This window comes from Paenibacillus sp. J22R98 (assembly GCF_059383835.1).
This window is the reverse complement of record NZ_JBXENW010000008.1, coordinates 60,061-80,864: the sequence shown is the minus strand read 5'-3', so window position 1 is coordinate 80,864 and position 20,804 is coordinate 60,061. Positions and strand designations below refer to the sequence as shown.

The 20,804-nt window shown below is 51.9% G+C and carries 10 protein-coding genes; 9 read left to right on the top strand and 1 reads right to left on the bottom strand.

The window, feature by feature from the left end; genetic code table 11:
* Positions 1 to 27: 27 nt before the first annotated feature.
* The 9 genes from AC50Y3_RS21535 (at position 28) to AC50Y3_RS21495 (ending at position 19,027) form a co-directional block, all read left to right on the top strand.
* A complete protein-coding gene (locus AC50Y3_RS21535) occupies positions 28 to 3,369 on the top strand; it encodes a methylmalonyl-CoA mutase family protein (RefSeq protein ID WP_494820777.1) in 3,342 nt (1,113 codons plus the stop codon).
* A 203-nt stretch (positions 3,370 to 3,572) separates the two neighbouring features.
* On the top strand, positions 3,573 to 5,342 hold the full coding sequence (locus AC50Y3_RS21530; RefSeq protein ID WP_494820776.1) for a cache domain-containing sensor histidine kinase: 1,770 nt from the start codon (positions 3,573 to 3,575) through the stop codon (positions 5,340 to 5,342).
* A gap of 2 nt (positions 5,343 to 5,344) precedes the next feature.
* A complete protein-coding gene (locus AC50Y3_RS21525) occupies positions 5,345 to 6,907 on the top strand; it encodes a response regulator (RefSeq protein WP_494820775.1) in 1,563 nt (520 codons plus the stop codon).
* Positions 6,908 to 7,039: 132 nt separating this feature from the next.
* Complete coding sequence (locus AC50Y3_RS21520; protein WP_494820774.1) at positions 7,040 to 8,380, top strand: ABC transporter substrate-binding protein; 1,341 nt, start codon at positions 7,040 to 7,042, stop codon at positions 8,378 to 8,380.
* A gap of 74 nt (positions 8,381 to 8,454) precedes the next feature.
* Entirely contained in the window at positions 8,455 to 9,342 is an 888-nt protein-coding gene (locus AC50Y3_RS21515) for a carbohydrate ABC transporter permease (protein ID WP_494820773.1), read from the top strand.
* A gap of 9 nt (positions 9,343 to 9,351) precedes the next feature.
* Entirely contained in the window at positions 9,352 to 10,188 is an 837-nt protein-coding gene (locus AC50Y3_RS21510; RefSeq protein ID WP_494820772.1) for a carbohydrate ABC transporter permease, read from the top strand.
* Positions 10,189 to 10,230: 42 nt separating this feature from the next.
* The gene (locus tag AC50Y3_RS21505) at positions 10,231 to 15,879 is read left to right on the top strand and encodes a CIA30 family protein (protein WP_494820771.1); all 5,649 of its coding nucleotides are present in this window, start codon (positions 10,231 to 10,233) and stop codon (positions 15,877 to 15,879) included.
* 287 nt (positions 15,880 to 16,166) lie between these two features.
* Positions 16,167 to 18,299 carry a helix-turn-helix transcriptional regulator gene (locus AC50Y3_RS21500; RefSeq protein WP_494820770.1) on the top strand — a complete coding sequence of 711 codons (2,133 nt, stop codon included), beginning with the start codon at positions 16,167 to 16,169 and terminating at the stop codon, positions 18,297 to 18,299.
* Between the two features lie 65 nt (positions 18,300 to 18,364).
* The gene (locus tag AC50Y3_RS21495) at positions 18,365 to 19,027 is read left to right on the top strand and encodes a DUF4386 domain-containing protein (RefSeq protein WP_494820769.1); all 663 of its coding nucleotides are present in this window, start codon (positions 18,365 to 18,367) and stop codon (positions 19,025 to 19,027) included.
* An 83-nt stretch (positions 19,028 to 19,110) separates the two neighbouring features.
* Here the strand turns inward: AC50Y3_RS21495 and AC50Y3_RS21490 are convergent, their stop codons facing one another.
* Positions 19,111 to 20,682 (bottom strand): methyl-accepting chemotaxis protein, encoded by a 1,572-nt coding sequence (locus AC50Y3_RS21490; protein ID WP_494820768.1) that lies wholly within the window; start codon positions 20,680 to 20,682, stop codon positions 19,111 to 19,113.
* Positions 20,683 to 20,804: the final 122 nt, after the last annotated feature.

The following is a 20,804-nucleotide window of genomic DNA, read 5'->3' as shown; positions in this document are numbered from 1 at the left end:
CAACGCTAACATTCGGAGGCGATCGGTATGAGCGAAGAGGTCAGTCGGTACGTGCCGGTACATCAGGTTCGTTTCGTTACAGCATCCGCATTGTTTGACGGGCATGACGCATCGATTACCATTATGCGAAGAATCTTGCAGGCGAGCGGGGCAGAGGTGATTCATCTGGGGCATAATCGCTCCGTTCGGGAAATTATAAAAGCGGCCATTCAAGAGGATGTTCAAGGGATTGCGGTATCTTCGTATCAAGGCGGCCATGTTGCGTTCTTTAAATACATGGTGGAGCTACTTCGTGAATTAAGCGCCGGCCACATTCGCATATTCGGGGGAGGCGGGGGCGTTATTCTCCCGGCGGAAGCGGAAGAGCTTCATCGCTACGGTGTAACGCGCATCTTCTCTCCGGAGGACGGTAGGCGTTTTGGTCTGCAAGGCATGATTAACTTCATGCTGGAGGCTTGCGATTATTCGACGGTGGCGGACTTTAGTGAGAAGCCGGCGGAGCTCGAGGCTGGAAACGATCGCACGACCGCGCGCTTTATGACCTTGGCAGAGCGAAGAGTGACAGCTGCGGCGGCGGATGAGGCCGCGCGGCTGGGAGAGCTGTTCGCCGAGGTTGCTCTGGCAGGCGGAAACGCGCCAATTCTAGGCATTACGGGCACAGGCGGCGCGGGAAAAAGCTCCTTGACCGACGAGTTCGTGCACCGTTATCTGCAGCATGACCCGGCTAAGACGATTGCCGTATTGTCGGTCGATCCAACAAAACAGAAGACCGGCGGCGCGCTGCTTGGCGACCGCATTCGGATGAATGCGGTGTACTCGGACCGCGTGTTTATGCGGAGTTTTGCAACCCGCGGGTCACGAACCGAGCTGTCCGCAGCTATCGCGGATGCCATCCTGACAGCGAAGGCCGCCGGTTATGATCTGATCGTCGTGGAGACAAGCGGAATTGGCCAAGCGGACAACCAAATTACCGCGGTAGCGGATCTGTCGGTCTATGTGATGACGAGCGAATTCGGTGCGCCGAGCCAGCTGGAGAAGATTGAAATGATCGATTACGGCGATCTGATCGTCATTAATAAATTCGATCGCCGCGGCTCCGAGGACGCGCTGCGAGAGGTGAAGAAGCAAGTCCAGCGCAGCCGGCAGCAGTTTGACCGGAATTGGCAGGACATGCCGGTTTACGGCACGAATGCGAGTCAATTCAACGATGCGGGGATGAGCCGGTTATTCGCGGCTATCATGCAGAAGCTTAGCGAGCGAGGCGGCGAAACGGGCGCGGATGTGGCTGGCGCGACTGGCGGTGCGGCAGGCGCGACGGGGGCAGGCGCGGCCAGTGCGCCGAATCCGGCGTCACCCGCCATCGCCGACGGCCAACCTGCTCAGCCCTCGCAGAAGCAAACGATCATCCCGGATGAGCGCAGCGGCTATCTGAGTGAAATCGTGCAAACGGTGCGGCGTTACAAGCAGCTGACCGAGGAGCAAGCCGCGGCCGCGCGAATGTGCTACCGCATCGAAGGGGCGCTTGAAGCTGCGCGTTCAGAGGGAGACGAGTCCGCGATTGCCTCACTAGAGCGGATGCGTGACTTGCATTTCGGCAAGCTGAGCGCGGCGTCGCGAACGATCCTGCAACAGTGGCCCGCGATCACTAAAGCCTACCAGGCGCCTTCATTCACCACCACGATTCGCGGTCACACGATTACGAACGAGCTGTACACCAGAAGCTTATCCGGTCTGGACATTCCAAGGGTTGTGCTCCCGTCCTACGAGGACTGGGGCCAGCTCATCCGCTGGACGTATAGCGAGAATCGCCCCGGCGAGTTCCCGTACACGGCAGGCGTGTTCCCGTTCAAGCGCGAAGGGGAGGATCCGAAGCGTCAGTTTGCCGGAGAAGGCACCCCGGAACGGACGAACCGCAGATTCCACTACCTCTCGAAGGGCGAGCAGGCCAAGCGGCTCAGCACGGCATTCGATTCCGTAACCCTGTACGGGGAAGACCCGGCATACAGACCCGACATCTACGGCAAAATCGGCGAGAGCGGCGTCAGTGTATGCACACTGGACGATATGCGAAAGCTGTACGCCGGCTTTGAGCTGTGTCATCCGGCTACATCGGTCTCGATGACGATAAACGGGCCGGCGCCCATGCTGCTGGCGATGTTTCTGAATATCGCCATCGAACAGCAGCTGGAAGCGGCAGCCAGCAAGCTCGGCCGCACACTCACCTCGGAGGAAACGGCGGAAACCCGCCGGCAAACCCTCCGCACCGTTCGCGGGACTGTGCAGGCGGACATTCTCAAGGAAGATCAAGGGCAGAATACCTGCCTCTTCTCCATGCCGTTCGCGCTTCGCATGATGGGGGATATCCAGCACTATTTTATCGATCAGGAGGTACGTAATTACTATTCCGTATCCATCTCCGGCTACCATATCGCGGAGGCGGGAGCGAATCCCATTACGCAGCTTGCGTTCACGCTGGCAAACGGATTTACGTATGTCGAGTATTACCTGAGCCGGGGGATGCCGATTAATGCGTTTGCGCCGAACCTCTCGTTCTTCTTCAGCAACGGCTTGGATGCAGAGTATTCGGTTATCGGTAGAGTAGCACGGCGAATCTGGGCGGTTGTAATGCGCGATCGGTACGGAGCCGATGAGCGAAGCCAGAAGCTGAAATATCATATCCAAACGTCGGGTCGTTCCCTGCATGCGCAGGAGGTAGACTTCAACGACATTCGCACCTCACTCCAAGCACTGATGGCGATTATGGACAACTGCAATTCCTTGCACACAAACTCCTATGACGAAGCCGTTACGACACCGTCCGAAGAAGCCGTCCGCCGGGCGATGGCGATCCAGCTCATCATTAACAAAGAACTTGGGCTGATGCGGTGCGAGAATTTGCTGCAAGGCTCGTATCTGATCGAGCAGTTGACGGACATGGTAGAGGAAGCGGTGCTGCTGGAATTCGAGCGGCTGCATGTGCGAGGCGGCGTGCTCGGGGCGATGGAATCCCAATATCAGCGCGGCAAAATCCAAGATGAATCCTACGTCTACGAGATGAAGAAGCACAGCGGCGAGCTGCCGATCATTGGCGTGAATACCTTTCTGAATCCACAGCCGAAGGAGCATGTAGCGGAACTGCAGGTTGCGCGGGCGACGGAAGAAGAGAAGGAGCAGCAGATAACGGGCTTACGAAGCTTTCATGAGAGGCATAAGCATGCCGCGCCTGAAGCATTGCAGCGCCTAAAGCAGATCGCAGTGAGCGGCGGCAATCTGTTCGAGGAGCTGATGGAAACCGTCAAAGTAGCCAGCCTTGGGCAAATTACGCATGCGCTCTATGAGGTCGGAGGCCAGTATCGGCGCAACATTTAGCCTCCCATTGCTTGAGCAAACCCGCAGCCTTCCAAGCGAAGGAGCGGGTTTATTTTCGTCCGCCTAACAACTCTATTTCTAGTATTTGCATTGCTAGGATAAGAGAGGTGATGTACGATGTACTGAAAATAGGATGATGGCGAGGATGGCTCATGCGCGGTTCGATTAGGCGATTATGGTCTTTTTTTATGGTGCAAAACAGTATGCAGAAGAAGCTGACGGCAGTTTTTCTTTTTCTTATTATCAGCCCTATCATTGCCATCAGTTATATTTCGTACCAGAACTATGTCAGCTCCATCAATGACAATACGACGAAATATATGAACGAAGCGATTTATAACTTTCAGAGCAAGCTGGAAGAGAACATTTCCAACATGATGATGATTACGAAGATCCCCCTGTTCTCCTCGGAGCTGCAGCAGTTTCTCGTTTCGCCGAGCCTCGATTTATCGAAGCAGAAGAAGATCGATTTCTACATTGGCCTGATGAACAATATGAACAAGGATATGAGCTCCACGTATATTTTGGATCTCTACGGCAACGTCTTTTACAGAATGAAAACGGATTCAGTCCGTTCCGATCTCAAGGAACAATTCCCCAAGTGGAAGAAGCTGGCCGCTCAAAGCAAAGGCAATCCGGTCATTCTGAGTACGCAGGAGATATCGATTCCGGGTCATACCCCCTACTATGTATTCTCGGTGATTCGCGATATTCGCGATGTCAGCTCCTATAAGTCGATTGGAACCATCGTCGTCGATACGAAGCTGAGCATCATCGAAGATACGGTCAAGCAGATGGACTCCATTACCAAAGGCAGAACGCTCATCATCGACAATGCGCATCAGGTCATCTACGACAGTCTTAAGCAGTCGATTGGGAAACCGCTCTCGGATCCGCAGCTGCTTGCGGATATTAAGGGAAAACAAGGCAGCGTGGAGACTACGATTGACGGCGAAAGCTATATTGCGACGTACAACGAATCTCAGATTACCGGCTGGCGTACGATCGTCTACATACCGGTCAAGCATCTGCACAAGGACGCCAAGATTACGCGGAACCTTACAACAGGCTTAACGATCATCATTATGATCGGCGCACTCATCGTTTCGATTGTGATTTCCTTCCGGCTCACGCATCCGCTCCGCAAGCTGTCGAGTCTGATGGGAGCTGTTCAGCAAGGTAACCTCGATATCAGCTTCAAGGTCAAGAATAAAGACGAAATCGGCGTGCTTGGCACGCAGTTCAATCGCATGCTAAGGCGTATTAAGGATCTGATTGACGAGATTTACGTCATCCAGAACCGCAAGAACGAAGCGGAGCTCGAAGCGCTGCAAAGCCAAATCAACCCTCATTTTATCTATAACACGCTGGAGACCATTCGCATGAAGGCGATCTTAAACGACGATAACGATGTGGCCGATATGACCTTCATTCTTGGCAAACTCATGCAGTACAGCATTAACCGCGGCAAAGAGATGGTGACGGTGCAAGAGGAGCTCCAGCATCTGGGCAACTATCTCGATCTGCTCAAATATCGCTTCAAGAACCAGTTCCAATGGGAAGCGGATTTACCTCCGGAGGTACTGAGCTACCATATGCTGAAGCTGACGTTCCAGCCGATTGTGGAGAATGCGATTCTGCATGGCGTGGAAGGGAAGAAAGCGAAGGTGCACATCCGCGTCTACGCGACGCTGGAGAGAGAGCTGCTGCATATCCACATCCAAGACGAGGGCAACGGCATCAATCCGCATACGCTCCAGCATCTGCAGCAATATTTGAACGGGCAAACGGAGCAAACAGACATGAAATCCGGCATTGGCCTGAAGAACGTGAATGAGCGCATTAAGCTGCGCTACGGAAACGCATACGGCGTTGCGATCGACAGCCGTGTCGGCGAAGGCACGATTGTGACGCTCTCACTGCCATATCCATCCGCCGCATTCAGCATAGATCAGAACACTGGGGGAGTATAACGATGCTCAACATCGCCATCGTAGATGATGAAGAAATAATAAGGCTCGGTCTTGAGAAAATGATTAAGAGATTCTCGAGCGACTACCGCATTGTCGGCAGCTACGAGGACGGAGCCGAAGCACTTGCGGCGATCGGCACGCCGGATCTTCAAGTAGATCTCATCATTACGGATATTAAGATGCCTTACATGGACGGGCTCCGGTTCATCGAACTGGTGAAGGAGAAGCTGCCCGGCATCCGCTGCCTGATTCTGAGCGGCTATAACGACTTTGAATATGCGCGTAAAGCCATTCAGTTCGGCGTGGATGATTATATGATTAAGCCGGTAGATTTGCAGGAACTGTCGAAGCTGCTGCAGACCGTAGACCAGCAGCTGTCGGCGCGTCGCGAGAACGAGGAGCAGCTGGCCGTGGCAGCGAAGCAGCAGAAAGGGCAGGAATTAGAGCAGCAGCTGCGAAAGCTGCTTCACAACAGTGCAACCGATCATGCAGAGTCGGGCTTGTTGCCTGAGCTGCAGTCCGGTCGGGGGGCCGTGATGGTATTTCGCACCTCTAATATGCTCGCTCATGAGAGCCTGCTGCATTACCTTGACGAGATCAAAGCGACGTTCCGCCATGTTGTCGTCATGGACAACAACCTCATCGCGGTACTGCTTTCCGTACAGGAGGATAGCAAGCAGCCCGAGAAGAACGTGCGTGCAATCAGTCTTCGGCTGATGGACTACATGCACAACCGAAGCGGCGGCTTTATCGCCATCGGGGAAAGCGTGCTGCCGCACGGCAGCGATACTTGGCATAGCGCCTACTTAGAAGCGCTCGCCGCGAGCAGGCATCAGTTCTACAAAGAACGCGAGACGTTCGCGATGAATTTGAAGGATCTGCCCGCGAAGGCAGAGCTGTGGAAGTTCAATATGCCTGCGCTCGATGAGCAGTTTAAGACGGCATGCGAGATGCTCGACTCTCAGACGATCAAGCATGTCATCCCCCTGTTCTTTGCTGAAGCGGAGCGGGGGAAAGCCGGCTATGACGAGATCATGCATATGGCCGGACATCTCTTCTACACGCTCACGACGAAGATCGACGGCTTCTTAGATGCGCTCTATGAGCTGCAGGGGGCGGCGTTTGATTTTCACCGGACGGTTGCCTCTCATTTTGCGATGCGAGATTTGAAGGAGTGGCTGATCGCGATCGTCGATCAAGTGGTGAAGGCGCTGGAGCCGACGCGCAATGCCAGCAGCAAACGCGTCATCGAGACGGTGAAGCTGTGGATTCAGGAGCATTATCAGGAGGAAATCGAGCTGACCGCGCTCTCGGAGACCGTCTTCTTGAACGCGAGTTACCTCAGCTTCCTGTTCAAGCGGGAGACGAATCAGACCATTACGGAGTATATCACTGCGGTGCGCATGGCCAAAGCGAAGGAGTATCTGAAGGACAGGCTCGACCTCAAGGCCTATCAGATCGGCGAGCTCGTAGGTTATGCCGACGGCATCTACTTCAACAAGCTATTTAAGAAAACAGTCGGCGTCACGCCGCAGAAATACAGGAATCAGACGAGCGGCAGCTAATCGACCGAGGGGTACCCAAAAAGAAGACAATAAATACAAAACGGCTGCATAGAAAGCGTTCTCAAATTCCTCCATAATTCAAAATGTAAACGATAACAAAACGCTCCAGTACGGATGAGGGGGAAGAAGGAAATGAAGAAGTGGGCATCACTGGTGTTGTCGACGGTTGTATTCGGGGCCGCGCTTGCAGGCTGTTCATCAGGCGGCAACAACGAGAGTAACGAGGGGAATAAAGAAGCGGCAGCGACAGAGAGCACAACCAATGCAACTACGAATGAGGCTGCGACGAACGAAGCTGCGCCGGCTGCGGAGAGCGCGATTAAAGGGAAGATCGTATTCGCGACGAACCGCACGGATCTAGTAGAAACCGAGCTGAAGGAATACGCCAAGCGTTTCCACGAGAAGTATCCGGAAGCAACGGTTGAGTTCGAAGCCATCAAGGACTACGAGGAATCGATGAAGGTGCGCCTGGCATCCAATGAGCTGCCTGATGTCATTCTCGTTCCGAAGACGGTAACGAAAGCGAATTTGCCGGAGTTCTTCGCTCCGCTGGATGATTTGGGCCTGAACGACCGCATTTATTTTAAAGAAAATTACACGCAGGACGGCTCTACTTACGGTATCGTATCCGGAAGCTCCGCGATGGGAATTACCTACAACAAGAAAGCCTTCGAGAAAGCAGGCATTACCGCAGTTCCGAAAACATTGGATGAGTTCTATGCCGCTTGCGAGAAGCTCAAAGCAGCCGGTATCGTCGCCCTCTCCACGAACTTCAAGGACAAATGGCCGCTGATGGGCTGGGATCAAGAAGCGTTCCTATTCGCGAATGACCCGGGTCTGCACAACACGATGGCCGGACAAGACGAGCCATTCCCTGTAGATGGCCCGCACTGGAAAGCGATGAACATTATCAAGACCATCGTAGATAAAGGCTATGTCGAGAAAGACCTGATGTCCACGAACTGGGAAGGCTCGAAGAAGGACGTTGCTTCCGGCACGACTGCGATGTACCTCCTTGGCAACTGGGTCATCAATCAAGTCATCGATAATGGCGCGAAGTCCGAGGATGTCGGTTTCTTCCCGCTTCCGATTGACAACAGCGGCGAAGCCAAAGCACTTCTGAGCCCTGACTACGCTTATGCAGTCAGCAAGAACAGTGCAAATGTGGAAACAGCTAAAGCATTCTTGAAATGGCTAGTTGAGGAATCCGGCTATGACGATTTCGGCGGCTTCATTCCGGTACTGAAGGATAAAGAATCCAAGCTGCCGCAGCTGGCAGAATTCATGTCCTTCAAGCCGCAAGTGGTTGAAATGGTAGCGGAGAGCGACGAGTACGTGAGCATCGGCAACAAAATGCAATTCGATACGAGCGGCTTTGCACAAGATGTCATTATGGCAGACGATGTGAACAAAGTATTCGCCGACTACAACAAGCGCTGGAAAGAAGCACGCGCCGCAGTAGCATCGAAATAACGTTTTGAGAGAGGGGCATGACGTGAACGGTTCATGTCATGCCCCGTTTCTATTGAACCAGGAAGGGGCTTTGCATGTATTCCTCCATTTACAAGAAGCAGAAGATCATCGTGTTATTCACCTTTCTGCTGCTGCCTGTCACCCTATTGGTCCTCTTCTCCTTGTATCCGGGCGTGATGCTGCTCTATTTAAGCTTAACCTCTTGGGATGGCTATAGTGCGGCGAAGGGGTGGGTTGGCTTAGACAACTATAGGGAGATCTTCCGCAACAGTGAAATTTTCAGCGTGTTCTCCCACAACCTGTATTACTTCTTCGGCGGCATTATTCAAAATATCATTGCCCTCTACTTCGCCGTCGTGCTCAATAAGAAGCTGCGCGGCCGCAACATCTATCGCGTGCTGATCTTCCTGCCCTACATCATGAACAGCGTAGCCATTGCGTATATGTTCTCGTATGTGTACGACTCGCAGGATGGCTCGCTTAACGGGCTGCTGACAGCGCTTGGTCTCGACAGTCTCATTACGAGCTGGCTGGGCAACAAGCACACGGTCAATATCTCGCTTGCTTTCATTTCAATGTGGAAGTATCTCGGCTTTAATATGGTCATTTACCTGGGCGCGTTGCAGTCGATTCCGGATGATCTTTATGAAGCAGCGCTGATTGACGGAGCGAATGAAAGGCAGTCTTTCTATTACATCACATGGCCGAGTATTCTCAAGATCGTCGAGCTCTCCATGCTGCTCACCGTAACAGGCGCGCTTGAAGTGTTTGATTTGCCGTTTATTATGACCAAAGGCGGACCGGCGGGAGCCAGCGATACCTTTGTCACGAAGACGGTGGATACGGCTTTCCACTACAGCAACTACGGTCTTGCTTCTGCGATGGGCGTCGTGCTGCTGCTGATTGTCATTGTTGTCATTACGATTCAGCGTAAATTTATTCTTCGGGAAGAGAAGGGATGATAGAAGCGCATGTCGATATTTAAACGCAACAATCCCTTACTTGCCATTCACTATTTACTGCTGACGCTGGCTGCCTTTCTCGTTCTCTTCCCGCCTTATGTCGTTATTCTGAACGCCTTCAAGGGAACGGAGGAGTACAACACCTCATCCGTATTCGAGCTGCCGCGCAGCTTCTTCAACCTGGAGAACTTCGAAACGGTGATGCGAATCGGCCATATGGGGCGTGCCTTCTGGAATACGAGCATCATTCTCGTGCTGGCGCTGATCGGCAACATCATTATTGGCACGATGGCGGCTTATGCCCTTGGTCGCTTCGATTTTAAGCTCAAGAAATATTTGCTCGGCGGCTATGTGCTCGCTACGCTGATTCCTTCGGTGACGACGCAGGTTGCTACGTTCTCGATCGTGAAGCACCTTGGATTATTCAACTCGCATATGGCGCCGGTGCTGCTATATTTGGGTACAGACGTGGTGCAAATTTATATCTTCCTGCAATTCATTCGCAGTATTCCGTTTGATCTCGATGAGAGTGCGATGATGGAAGGCGCAAGCTTGGTGCGGATTTTCCGCTCGGTTATTTTCCCGCTGCTCATTCCCGCAACGGCAACGGTCACGATCATTAAGACGATTTCCATCTATAACGATATGTATATTCCGTATCTGTACATGCCGGCGCAGAAGCTTGGCGTCGTCTCGACATCGCTTATGAAATTCGCCGGGGTGAACAGTGCCCAGTGGAATTTGATCAGCGCGGCTGTCGTCATTATCTTAATTCCTACTGTGATCATGTATTTATTTCTGCAGCGTTATATCTTCTCGGGTATTGTAAGCGGTTCGGTAAAATAAGCTTTGCTTCTCCACACATTCCATGTTCGGGAGGTAACGATCTTGTTCAAACGTTATATACCTATCCTGATGACCCTGGCTCTTACGGTGTCATCTTTTTTATCGGTTTTTACTGCCCCTCGGCAGGCTGAGGCGGAGGATTTGCCTGCAGCTGCATCTGTTTTTGAGCATTTCATCACGCGTGACGGCGATACATTGAAGGACGGCGGGGCTGCGTTCCGGTTTATTTCGGCCAACGTGCCCACGCTTAGCATGATCGAGGATATTTATTGGCGGGTTCCGACGGCATGGGAGCAGGAGGATGCCTTCCAAGCGCTCGTTCAACTTGGCGGAACGGTAACGCGGCCGTATGTGCTGTCTGTGAAGAAAGCGGATGACACGACGGAGGAGCGGGCTGTTATGGGACCTGCCGCGCCGGGCGGTCCGCTGCAGTTTAACGAAGAGGTGTTCAAGGCGCTGGATAAAATGCTGCAGCTGGCCAATCAGTACGGCGTGCGCATTATTCTGCCATTCGTCGATCAGTATCAGTGGCAGGGCGGGATTAAGGAGTACGCTGCCTTCCGCGGAAAGAGTGAAGCGGCCTTCTGGAGCGATCCGCAGCTGATCGCGGACTTTAAGTCGGTCATTGCTCATGTGCTGAACAGGGTGAACAGCTATACCGGCGTGGCGTATAAGGATGACCCTGCAATCCTCGGCTGGGAGACTGGCAACGAGCTGGTACCGGCGTCACAAGCATGGACCCGCGATATTGCAGCTTATATCAAGAGCCTGGATACGAATCACTTGGTCATTGATGGCAAATATGGCATTGACGATGCCTCGCTGAACGATCCCAACATTGACATCGTCTCCAACCACTATTACCCGGACCATTACTCCGATTACGGCGCGCAGACCAATCTGGATGTGGGCAAGGCACGCGGCAAGAAAGCCTTCATCATTGGGGAGTTCGGCTTTAAGCCAACGGCGCAGGTGGATGATTTCTTGAGCATCGTGGAGGAAAGCGGTGCAAGCGGCGCTATGATCTGGAGCTTGCGCATGCATAACCGCGACGGCGGCTTCTACCCGCATACGGAGAGTGTGAAGGATGGCGTCTTCTACGGCGCTTACCGCTGGCCGGGTTTCCCTTCCGGCGATGGCTTCGATGAGACGAATCTGCTGCGAACCCTTAGCAAACATGCTTATCAAATTCGCGGCATTGACGAAGTTCCGCCGTTGCCGGTTCCGGCAACGCCTCGGTTATTGCCGATTGATACGGTATCCACGATATCGTGGCTCGGCTCTGTCGGGGCCAGCTCGTATACCGTTGAACGTTCGGATGCGGCGGATGGACCTTGGAGCATCGTTGGCGACCGAGTTTCCGATGCGGTTGAGGGAGAAACACAATTGTTCCATGACACATCTGCTGTGAGCGGCTCGTCTTATTACTACCGATTGAAAGCGAATAACGTAACCGGCTCATCCGATTATTCGAATGTGGTTGGTCCGGTTGTTGCCAAACATGTGATTAAGGATGTCATACGGAATTTCTCGAAGCTGTATGACTATTCGACCGACTTGGAATTCGAAGCGAAGAATCCGTCTCGATTCAGCGGCGATCCTTCGCGATTGAAGCAGCTGGAAACCTCGCAGGAGCAGTACATTACGTACGCACTGCCGACATCTGATACCGGAGTGACGGGGCTGCAGGTGAAGGTAACAGCCTATATTGACCCTGTGAAGCTGGCTTCTTCCGCTTATAGCGTGTTCACGTCGGCAGATGGAGAGTCCTATGAGGCACTTGAAGTTACGCCAGTAGATAACGGTGGTCCGTGGCATCAGATTCAGTATTCGGGCATCCTGCCCGCAGCTGCTAAGTTTGTGAAAATCGTGTTTCCAAGCGACTACAGCGCCTCTGAGCTTGGTGAAGTGGCAATCGAGTACGGCACGGACGGCAGCGCGCTGACCTTCCCGGATTCCATCCAACGTCCGGAGCTCGCTAACGGTGTGCTGATCGATGATATGAACAATTTCGTCAAAATGAATGACCGCAGCATCAATCTCAGCTTTAGTACCGACAACCCGGATGCGTATTTCGGCGGCGATAACAAAAGACTTGTCCGCAGCACCGATACGGAAGAGTACTTCCAGTACAAGGCGAGCGGCGATATGAATTACTTTAAGCTGCTTACGTATGCAAGGCAGGATCCAAGCGCGTATTTGGTGGGGGATTTCAAGTTCTTCACGTCCGCGGACGGGGTTAATTTTACGGAATACGGCACGGCCGTGAAAGCGAGCAAAGGCGGGGATGGCTGGTGGACGCGCACCGAGTATACGGCGTATAAGCTGCCAGCGGGAACACGGTATTTGAAGGTTCAGTTCCCTTTAAGCCAAGCCGATCAGACCTGGAACCCGCAAGTGAGCCGAATTGCCATTGGCGTAGGCGACGAGCAGCTCGAAGCACCGCCTGAGCTGTCCAAGAGCCAGCTGATTGACGGGTTTGAAGGTTATAGCGGCTCCAGTGCCGCTCTTCGCAGCGCCTATGCTGTGAACGAGTCCGGTTCGCCGATTACGCTCTCCTTGGATGCATCGCATAAGAACGAAGGCGACTATGGCTTGAAGCTGGAGACCTCCATGAGCCAAGGCTGGGGCGGCCTCGAGATGGCGCTTGATAATGCCGACTGGTCAGGGAACAGCGGTATCCAGTTCTGGGTCCAGCCAACAGGCGCGGATATGGGCGTTACGCTGCAGCTAACAGAGGGACTGGATACGGCAGGCGAGGTGTGGAAGACAGACCTGCGGATTTCCGGTACCGACCCGGTTCTCGTGCAGGTACCGTTCAGCAAGTTCTACATTCCGCAGTGGTGGAAAGATAGTCATTCATCGCAAGGCAATGGCGTGATTGATGCCGGTAAGGTGGCATCCTTTGGGCTTTACGTGGACGGAGCGCCGGCGGAGTATACCGTTTATTTTGACAGTATCAAGCTGTATCGGCTTCCGACTATCGATACCTTCGAATCGTACGAAGGAGATAATGCACGTCTCCAAGCGGCCTATACGCCGAATTCCGGCGGAGACGCTTTGAGTTTGTCGCTCTCTCCGGATGTGAAGGCTGGCGGAGATTACGGACTGCAGCTGGATTATGCACTTACCGATGCGAAGGGTTATGCAGGCGTTTCAAAGAACATGGAAGGCATCGATTGGAGCGGGAACAACGGCATCGAGCTGTGGTATAAGCCTGATGGCCGAAATCGCGGAATCACGGTGCAGTTTAAAGAAACAAGCGGCGAGTATTGGGAAGCAAAGCTGCGTGTTTCCGGGGATGAAGCAAGACTTGTGCGAATCCCATTCCATGCCTTTGCCAGACCAGGTTGGAACGCGCCTGTCAATGGCGTGATCGACCTGGCTTCCATTGCAGAATTCTCTCTCTATGTGGAGAAGGGCGGCAGCGGAGCGGGTGAAGGGACGTTGTATTTTGATTCCATTCAAGTTGCTAAGATCGGCAATATCGAAGGCTTTGAGTATTATCAGGGCTCGAACAATCTAGCATCTGCTGCATATGTGAGTAAAAGCGACGGCGATGAGATCGTTGCAAGCTTGGATGCTGCGCATAAGTCTGAAGGGGATTACGGCCTCAAGCTGTCCTACACGCTGACGGATGAGAAAGGTTATGCCGGCGTGACCAAATCGCTTGGCGGAATGAATCTAGCCTCCGGCGGCAACGCCGTTTCACTGTGGCTCCAATCGGATGGCTCGCAGAACGGAGTCACGCTGCAGCTAAAGGATACGGATGGCGACTATTGGGAAGCTCAGCTGTTTCCTAACGGAACGGAAGGCGCTGTATACGAGGTACCGTTTAGCGGTTTTGCACGTAACCAGTGGTCGAGCGGAGACGGCTTGCTCTCCTTGTCGGCGCTGACGGAAATCTCGATTTTCGTCAACAAGGGTGCGGGCTCGGCAGGCAGTCATGTGCTTTACATCGATGATTTGAAACTCGGCAATGTACCCATTATCGACAACTTTGACTATTACGGCGGAGGCGAGCTGCTTACGCAGAAAGCTTACACGAGCAATACGTGGGGCGGTCCTGTTACTTTGACGCCGGACAGCGAGCATAAGGAAGCAGGCAAATACGGGCTTCGTTATACGTACACGTTGACTGCGGCCACGAACTTTGCCGGTATGACGAAGAACCTGAATGGCATGTCATGGGCAGGCTACGACGGTGTCTCTTTCTGGCTAACACCGGATGGATCGGGCCGCAAGCTGACCATTCAATTTATTGAACCGGACGGCGAAGCGTGGGAGGCTTACCGAGTACTTTCGGGTACGGAGGCTAGCATTCTGAAGCTTCCATTCTCAGAATTCCGGCATGCACCTTGGAATACGAAAGGCAATGGCATCATTGATCTTGGCTCCGTCTCAGAGTTTTCGCTGTACATTAATCAAGGAGATGGACCGGTAGGCGACGGTACGCTCTATGTCGATTCGATTGGTGTATATCAGGCCACAGTTGATCCGGAAGAGCCGGATGGTGACGGCAGTGGAACGGGTTACGTTTATGTACCGGATCAGCTGTTGCAGAGTCAAGAGAAACTAAGTGACGCTGCAGTGAAGAACGGCACTAAGGATGGCCAAATTTCTGTTACGCTGCAAGGCGGTAAGAATGAATTGCTGATTCCTGCGGCTTTGGCGAATACGTTTGGGAGCAACACCCTTGTAGTGGACGCTCAAGGAGTGAAGACTTCTATCGCACCTGAGGTGCTTCAAGCTTTACTATCACAAGTGGAGCCGAATGCACGCGGGGAAGCGACGATTTCTCTCCAAATTGCAACGAAGGATCAGAATACCGACGGGGCTCCTTTGCAAGAGGGTTATCTGTTCGAAGGCAAAGTCTATCAACTAGAGCTGGCTATAGTAACGAAGGACGGGAAGCAGCATAAGCTGACGAAGTTCGAGAAGCCTGTCATTCTTACATTGCCGGTGAATGCTGAGTCGGCAGAACATCCGGAGCTACTGGGCATCTACTATTTCAATTCAACCTCCGGTGCTTGGGAGTATGTAGGCGGACAGGTCGATAAGCAAGGGGGCAGCATCTCTGCACCGCTCTCTCATTTCAGCACCTATGCGGTTATGACGTATAAGAAAGCGTTCAAAGATCTGCCAACTGCACACTGGGCTTTTGCAACTGTTACAGAAGCTGCGGCACATCATCTGGTGAAAGGTATTACTGATGATCATTTTGCACCGGCACAAGCGATCAGCCGTGCGGAATTCGTTCAACTGATGGTGAATACCTTACAGCTATCGGCAGCCAATAGCACGAAACAGGTCTTCGCCGATGTTGCTTCCGATGCATGGTATGCGGATGCGGTCAATGCCGCATACGAACATGGATTCATTCAAGGCAGAAGCGCCGCGTTATTTGCTCCACAAGCGACAATCAGCCGTCAGGAGATGGCGGTACTGATTAACAGAATGCTGGCTTTCGGCGGCAAGGAACAAGCTGCTGGCACCCCTTCTGCAGTCGATTCACAGTCATTCACGGACGCGGAACAGATTGCTTCATGGGCGAAGGATGACGTGAATCAAGCTGTTGCTTCCGGACTGATGAAAGGAACCGGAGATCAGCAATTCTCGCCACTTAGCACAGCTACTCGTGCAGAAGCTGTACAGGCGATTATTAATCTCGTACACCTGTTAAAAGCATAACAAATAGGCCGGCTGCGTTCTGCGCAGCCGGCCTATTTGTGAGATGACTATCCCGATTGGCGCAATTTCGGACAAGAGTATCCGTTTTCCGGTAGAGAGTAGAAATTCTTTGCAAGTATGCGGTCTTTTAATGCTATTATATTAATCAAAGCAACTTAGAAGGACTATTGCCGTAATGCAGAGGCGTATTATCAACGGTGCACATTAATTAATAAGACTAAGGAGCAGTTTGCCGGTGGCAACTGCTCCATTTTTCAATTATACGAACGGGCAGGATGGTTGAATATATGTCTACTCCTCTCATAGCCACCAAATTTTATATCCCCACGCCTCGGCCGAAGGCGGTTCTGCGCCCACGATTGACCGAAAGGCTCAGCAGGGGTTTTTACCGCAAGTTTACCCTAATCTCCGCACCAGCGGGCTATGGCAAAACGACTTTAGTTTGCGAATGGCTTGCCAATTGCGGAAGGCCTGCAGCATGGCTGTCGTTAGAAGAAGGGGACAACGAACTTACGCGCTTTTTAACCTGCATGATCTTAGCTCTAAAGACAATTGAGGAGAATATAGGAAAAGGCGTACTTGATATGCTTCAACTCCCCCAACTGCCGCCGACCGAGTCGATTCTGACTGCTCTTCTTAATGAGATTGCAGCCATGCCGACTCCTTTCATGCTTGTTCTTGACGATTATCACGCGGCGAATTCGAAACTGGTCTCCGATGCCATGTGCTTCCTTCTTGACCATCTTCCTATTCAGATGCACCTTGTCATGACGACGCGCGAGGACCCGAGTATTCCGCTCGCTCAATTGCGAGCGAGTGACCAATTGACCGAGATACGAGCAGCCGATATGAGATTTACTCTCTCCGAATCCGAAGATTTTTTGAACCGTATCATGGGTCTTAACCTGTCCATGGATAAAATAGCCTCATTGGAGTCACGCACCGAAGGCTGGGTTGCGGGTTTGCATTTGGCTGCGATCTCCATTCAGGGAGACCATGACGCCGATCGGCTTATTAAGTCTTTCACCGGCAGACATCATTTCGTGCTAGATTATCTTGTTGAAGAAGTCCTGCGGCGGCAGCCTGATGCCGTTCAAAGCTTTTTGCTGCGGACGTCGATCCTCGACCGTCTGTGCGGACCTCTTTGCGATGACGTTATGCTCGATTCCACGGTTTCCGGTAAGCAAACTTTAATGGATCTTGAACACAAGAACTTATTTGTCGTGCCGCTGGACAATGAACGACGGTGGTATCGCTATCACCATTTGTTTGCCGATTTACTCCGCAAAAGGCTTCAGGAAAGTCTCGATGGAAGCAATATCGCGGAATTACATAAACGAGCAAGTGACTGGTATGAAAATAATGGTTTCGATATCGAAGCCTTTAGCCATGCAGTAGAATCCCATGACATCAATTGCGCCGCACGTCTGCTCGAAGGGAAAGGAATGCCGCTGCACCTTCGCGGGGCTGTTCGCATTTCTCTTAACTGGCTTGAGTCATTGCCTGCCGCTGAATTGGATATCAGACCTGCCTTGTGGGTGATATATGGTTCAGCTCTTCTGATTACGGGCAAGCTGACCGGCGTCGAACACAAGCTGCGAGCGGCTGAGGTGGCACTGGAAGGTGTGGAACAGGACGTTCGTGTCAAGGACCTGATTGGACTGATTGCGGCGACTCGGGCTACATTGGCATCACTGGTGTTAATCGGCAATCCAAACAGTGCTGAAAGAAAATTACAGGTAGCCGAAGCGGCAATGCAAAGCACGGAACACGATGACAAGACCGATGAGCTTGTCGGACTGATTGCACCTGCGAGTGATGTATGGATAAGCGGAAATCAAGGAATTGAGCATGTTATTATCCAATCACGCCGTGCGTTGGCGAATCTGCGACCGGATAATATTCCCGTTCGAACAGCGGCCGCTTGGATGCTGGGCGTCGCTTGCCAGCGAAGCGGAGATCATTCCACCGCTCGCGAAGCCTATTACGAAGTCATTTCGAATAGCCTTAAGATGGGTCATCAACTAATGGCTGTAATGGCCATGATTGGAGTAGGGCAAATAGAAGAAGCTGATAATCGGACCAGTTTAGCGGAGGAATGTTACCAAGAGGCTCTGCGTCTGGGCGGTGATCTACCGATTCCAGCTCTCCGTGAAGCACAACTTGGTTTGGAACGTGTGAGCAAACGCGGAAAGAGCAACCTGATCGAACCGCTCAGCAAGCGAGAAATCGAAGTGCTCGAGCTCATAGCTAAGGGGCTCTCGAACAGAGAAATCGGAGAGAAACTCTTTTTGGCCTTGGACACGGTCAAAGGGCATAATCGCAGGATTTTTGAAAAGCTTCAGGTGCAAAGACGCACGGAAGCGATCGCTCGTGCCAGTGAGTTGAATTTATTCCCCAACACCCGTAAACCACACTAAAGTGTCTACAAGCCCCAATCCTCTTCGAGCTATACTTCTCATAAATTAGCAAAGAGGAGATAAACATGAAAAAAATCGCAAGAGTGGCAGGGGCATTGTTTCTGATTTCGACGGGTGCTTACTTGATAGGAAACGGACTTCTGGATCCGGTTCTTAATCGCCCGGATTTTCTCGCCAAACTGTATCCAGACCGAACAAACGTGGTTTCCGGATCGATTTTGGAGTTAATAAACGCCTTAGCAGTAGTGGGGATTGCTATGCTTCTGTACCCCATCTTAAAAAAGCATAACGAAGCATTTGCGCTGGGATACTTCGGATCCCGTATCATGGAGTCTACACTACTTATCATTAGTGCAATTGGTCCGTTTGTACTTATCGAGCTGAGCGAAAATTACATTTCCGTAGGTACTCCCAAGGGTTCGTACTTTGAAACGATAGGGAATTTATTGGTAGAAGCGCATTCTTTGCTCTTCCAAATCGCCATGATCGTGCTGAGCTTAGGCAGCGTGCTGCTTTGTAATATCCTCTATCGATCGAGGTTGGTTCCACGATTTTTGTCGGTCATCGGTTTCTTCGGGTATGCGGCATTGTTGGTGAGCGGATGTCAGGCGATCCTCGGCCAAGAAATCGAGTCCGTCCTATATGTGCCGGGAGCAATATTCGAAATTGTGTTTCCCGTTTGGATCATTGTTAAGGGATTCAATCTTCGCTCGGAGGAAAGCCCATAATATCGCCAGATGGCAGCAGACATACGAAAGCGGGACTTTCAAGGGCTTGAATAATCCCTTGAAAGTCCCGCTTTATATTTTGCTTATACTTTAAAGAAATTGATGTTCTTGTTGAGCTCTTCCGACAGATGTGCGAGCGTCTGCGAGGAGCTTGCTGTTTCTTCGGCTGCCGCAGCGGATTCTTCGCTAGCTGCTGCGATCGTTTCAACCGCGCGCATGACCTCTTCGGATTGTGCAGCTTGCTCTTCGCTGGCTGCCGCAATTTCTGTTACTTGGTCGGCAGTCTCGCTAACCATGCGTACGATGCTTTCGAAGGTTTGTCCGGTTTTGGATGTTTGCAACGTCGCATGCTCCATCGCTCTTAGGCTTTGATCCGTATTATGCTGCATGCCTTTAATGATTTCGGCAATTTGCTGCGTAGCTTCGCTGCTGCGCTCTGCCAGTTTGCGAACCTCATCGGCAACAACGGCAAACCCTCGTCCTTGATCTCCGGCGCGTGCCGCTTCAATGGCAGCATTAAGGGCAAGCAAGTTGGTTTGCTCGGAGATTTCGTCGATAACCTCAATAATTTGACCAATCTTCTGTGAATCTTTTTCTAGCAATTGCATCTGAGCCGATAGATTTTCCATACTCTGCACGGATGCACTAACCGTATCGCTGCCGTCCTCAGCACCGCGTTTTGTTTTGTCGGACAGCTCGGCCACGACTGATGCTTTGTTCGCGACATCGTTAACGGCGATCGACATTTCACGTACAAGCTCGCTAATCACTTGGGCCGATTCCGCCTGCTCGGTGCTTCCCTTAGCAATCTCTTCCGTCGTAGCGGAGATTTCTTCGGAAGCCGCCGCAACGCTCTGAGCGGAGGATACGGTATGGCTGATAAGCTGGCGTAAATTATCCATCATATCGTTAAACGCCAGCGCAAGCGTGCCGAGCTCGTCCTTGCTCTTAGCGACAGCTTGATCGCGCAAATCGCCTTTAGCCGCTTTGGTCGCCACATTCAGAATGGAGCGGATCGATTTGACCATGGACTCGGAGATAAGAAGGGCAAGCCCGATGCCTACCGCTACTGCAAAGATACCGAATCCGATAATGAGCGATTTACTGACTGCATTCGTATGTGCCGCGCTATCTACTTCCGCTTTAACGCCTTCATTATTAAACACAATCCAGCGCTCGAAGTCGGCTGTTACCTTCTTGCGCTGCGGAGTCAATTCATTGACCAGCTCATATCCCTTCTCAGGATTATTGTCTTTTCTGGCTTGTATAATAGCCGGCAGCTTGTCGGCATAAGCTTGCATGTTAGCGCGTAGCGAGTTGAATATTTCAGTTTCCTCCGGTGAAATAAGGAGATGCTCATAATCGGCAAGCTCTTTCATGGCTTTAGCCATACTATCATTGATAGTTTGTTCAATAGTTGCGATTTGGGTCGGATTGCTTTCCAGGTTGATTTTATTAACATTAACGCGTGCTTCCATGAAGTCATCTTTAATGACCCCAATATTATTTAGACTCGGCAACCAATTGGTTTGAACGATGGAACTGGATTTTTGAAGCGATCCCATTTGTACAATAGCAAGTACCCCGATCCCGGTCAGCAGTGCAAGGATGGCAAGAAAGCTGGACATCAGTTTGACGCGTATGGACAATTTCACATGTTTCACTCCTGTTTGATAGGATTAGGTTTATCTTTGATACTAAAGATACAGGGAAAGTGTTAAAACAAATGGGTAAAAACTATTTGATTTCTGTATGGAATTGGGCGAAAACAGGTTCA

Bases quoted from the DNA above. Each gene is read 5' to 3' on its own strand.
- AC50Y3_RS21525 (WP_494820775.1), top strand. From the start codon at position 5,345: ATGCTCAACATCGCCATCGTAGATGATGAAGAAATAATAAGGCTCGGT.
- AC50Y3_RS21535 (WP_494820777.1), top strand. From the start codon at position 28: ATGAGCGAAGAGGTCAGTCGGTACGTGCCGGTACATCAGGTTCGTTTC.
- AC50Y3_RS21500 (WP_494820770.1), top strand. From the start codon at position 16,167: ATGTCTACTCCTCTCATAGCCACCAAATTTTATATCCCCACGCCTCGG.
- AC50Y3_RS21510 (WP_494820772.1), top strand. From the start codon at position 9,352: ATGTCGATATTTAAACGCAACAATCCCTTACTTGCCATTCACTATTTA.
- AC50Y3_RS21520 (WP_494820774.1), top strand. From the start codon at position 7,040: ATGAAGAAGTGGGCATCACTGGTGTTGTCGACGGTTGTATTCGGGGCC.
- AC50Y3_RS21515 (WP_494820773.1), top strand. From the start codon at position 8,455: ATGTATTCCTCCATTTACAAGAAGCAGAAGATCATCGTGTTATTCACC.
- AC50Y3_RS21530 (WP_494820776.1), top strand. From the start codon at position 3,573: ATGCAGAAGAAGCTGACGGCAGTTTTTCTTTTTCTTATTATCAGCCCT.
- AC50Y3_RS21495 (WP_494820769.1), top strand. From the start codon at position 18,365: ATGAAAAAAATCGCAAGAGTGGCAGGGGCATTGTTTCTGATTTCGACG.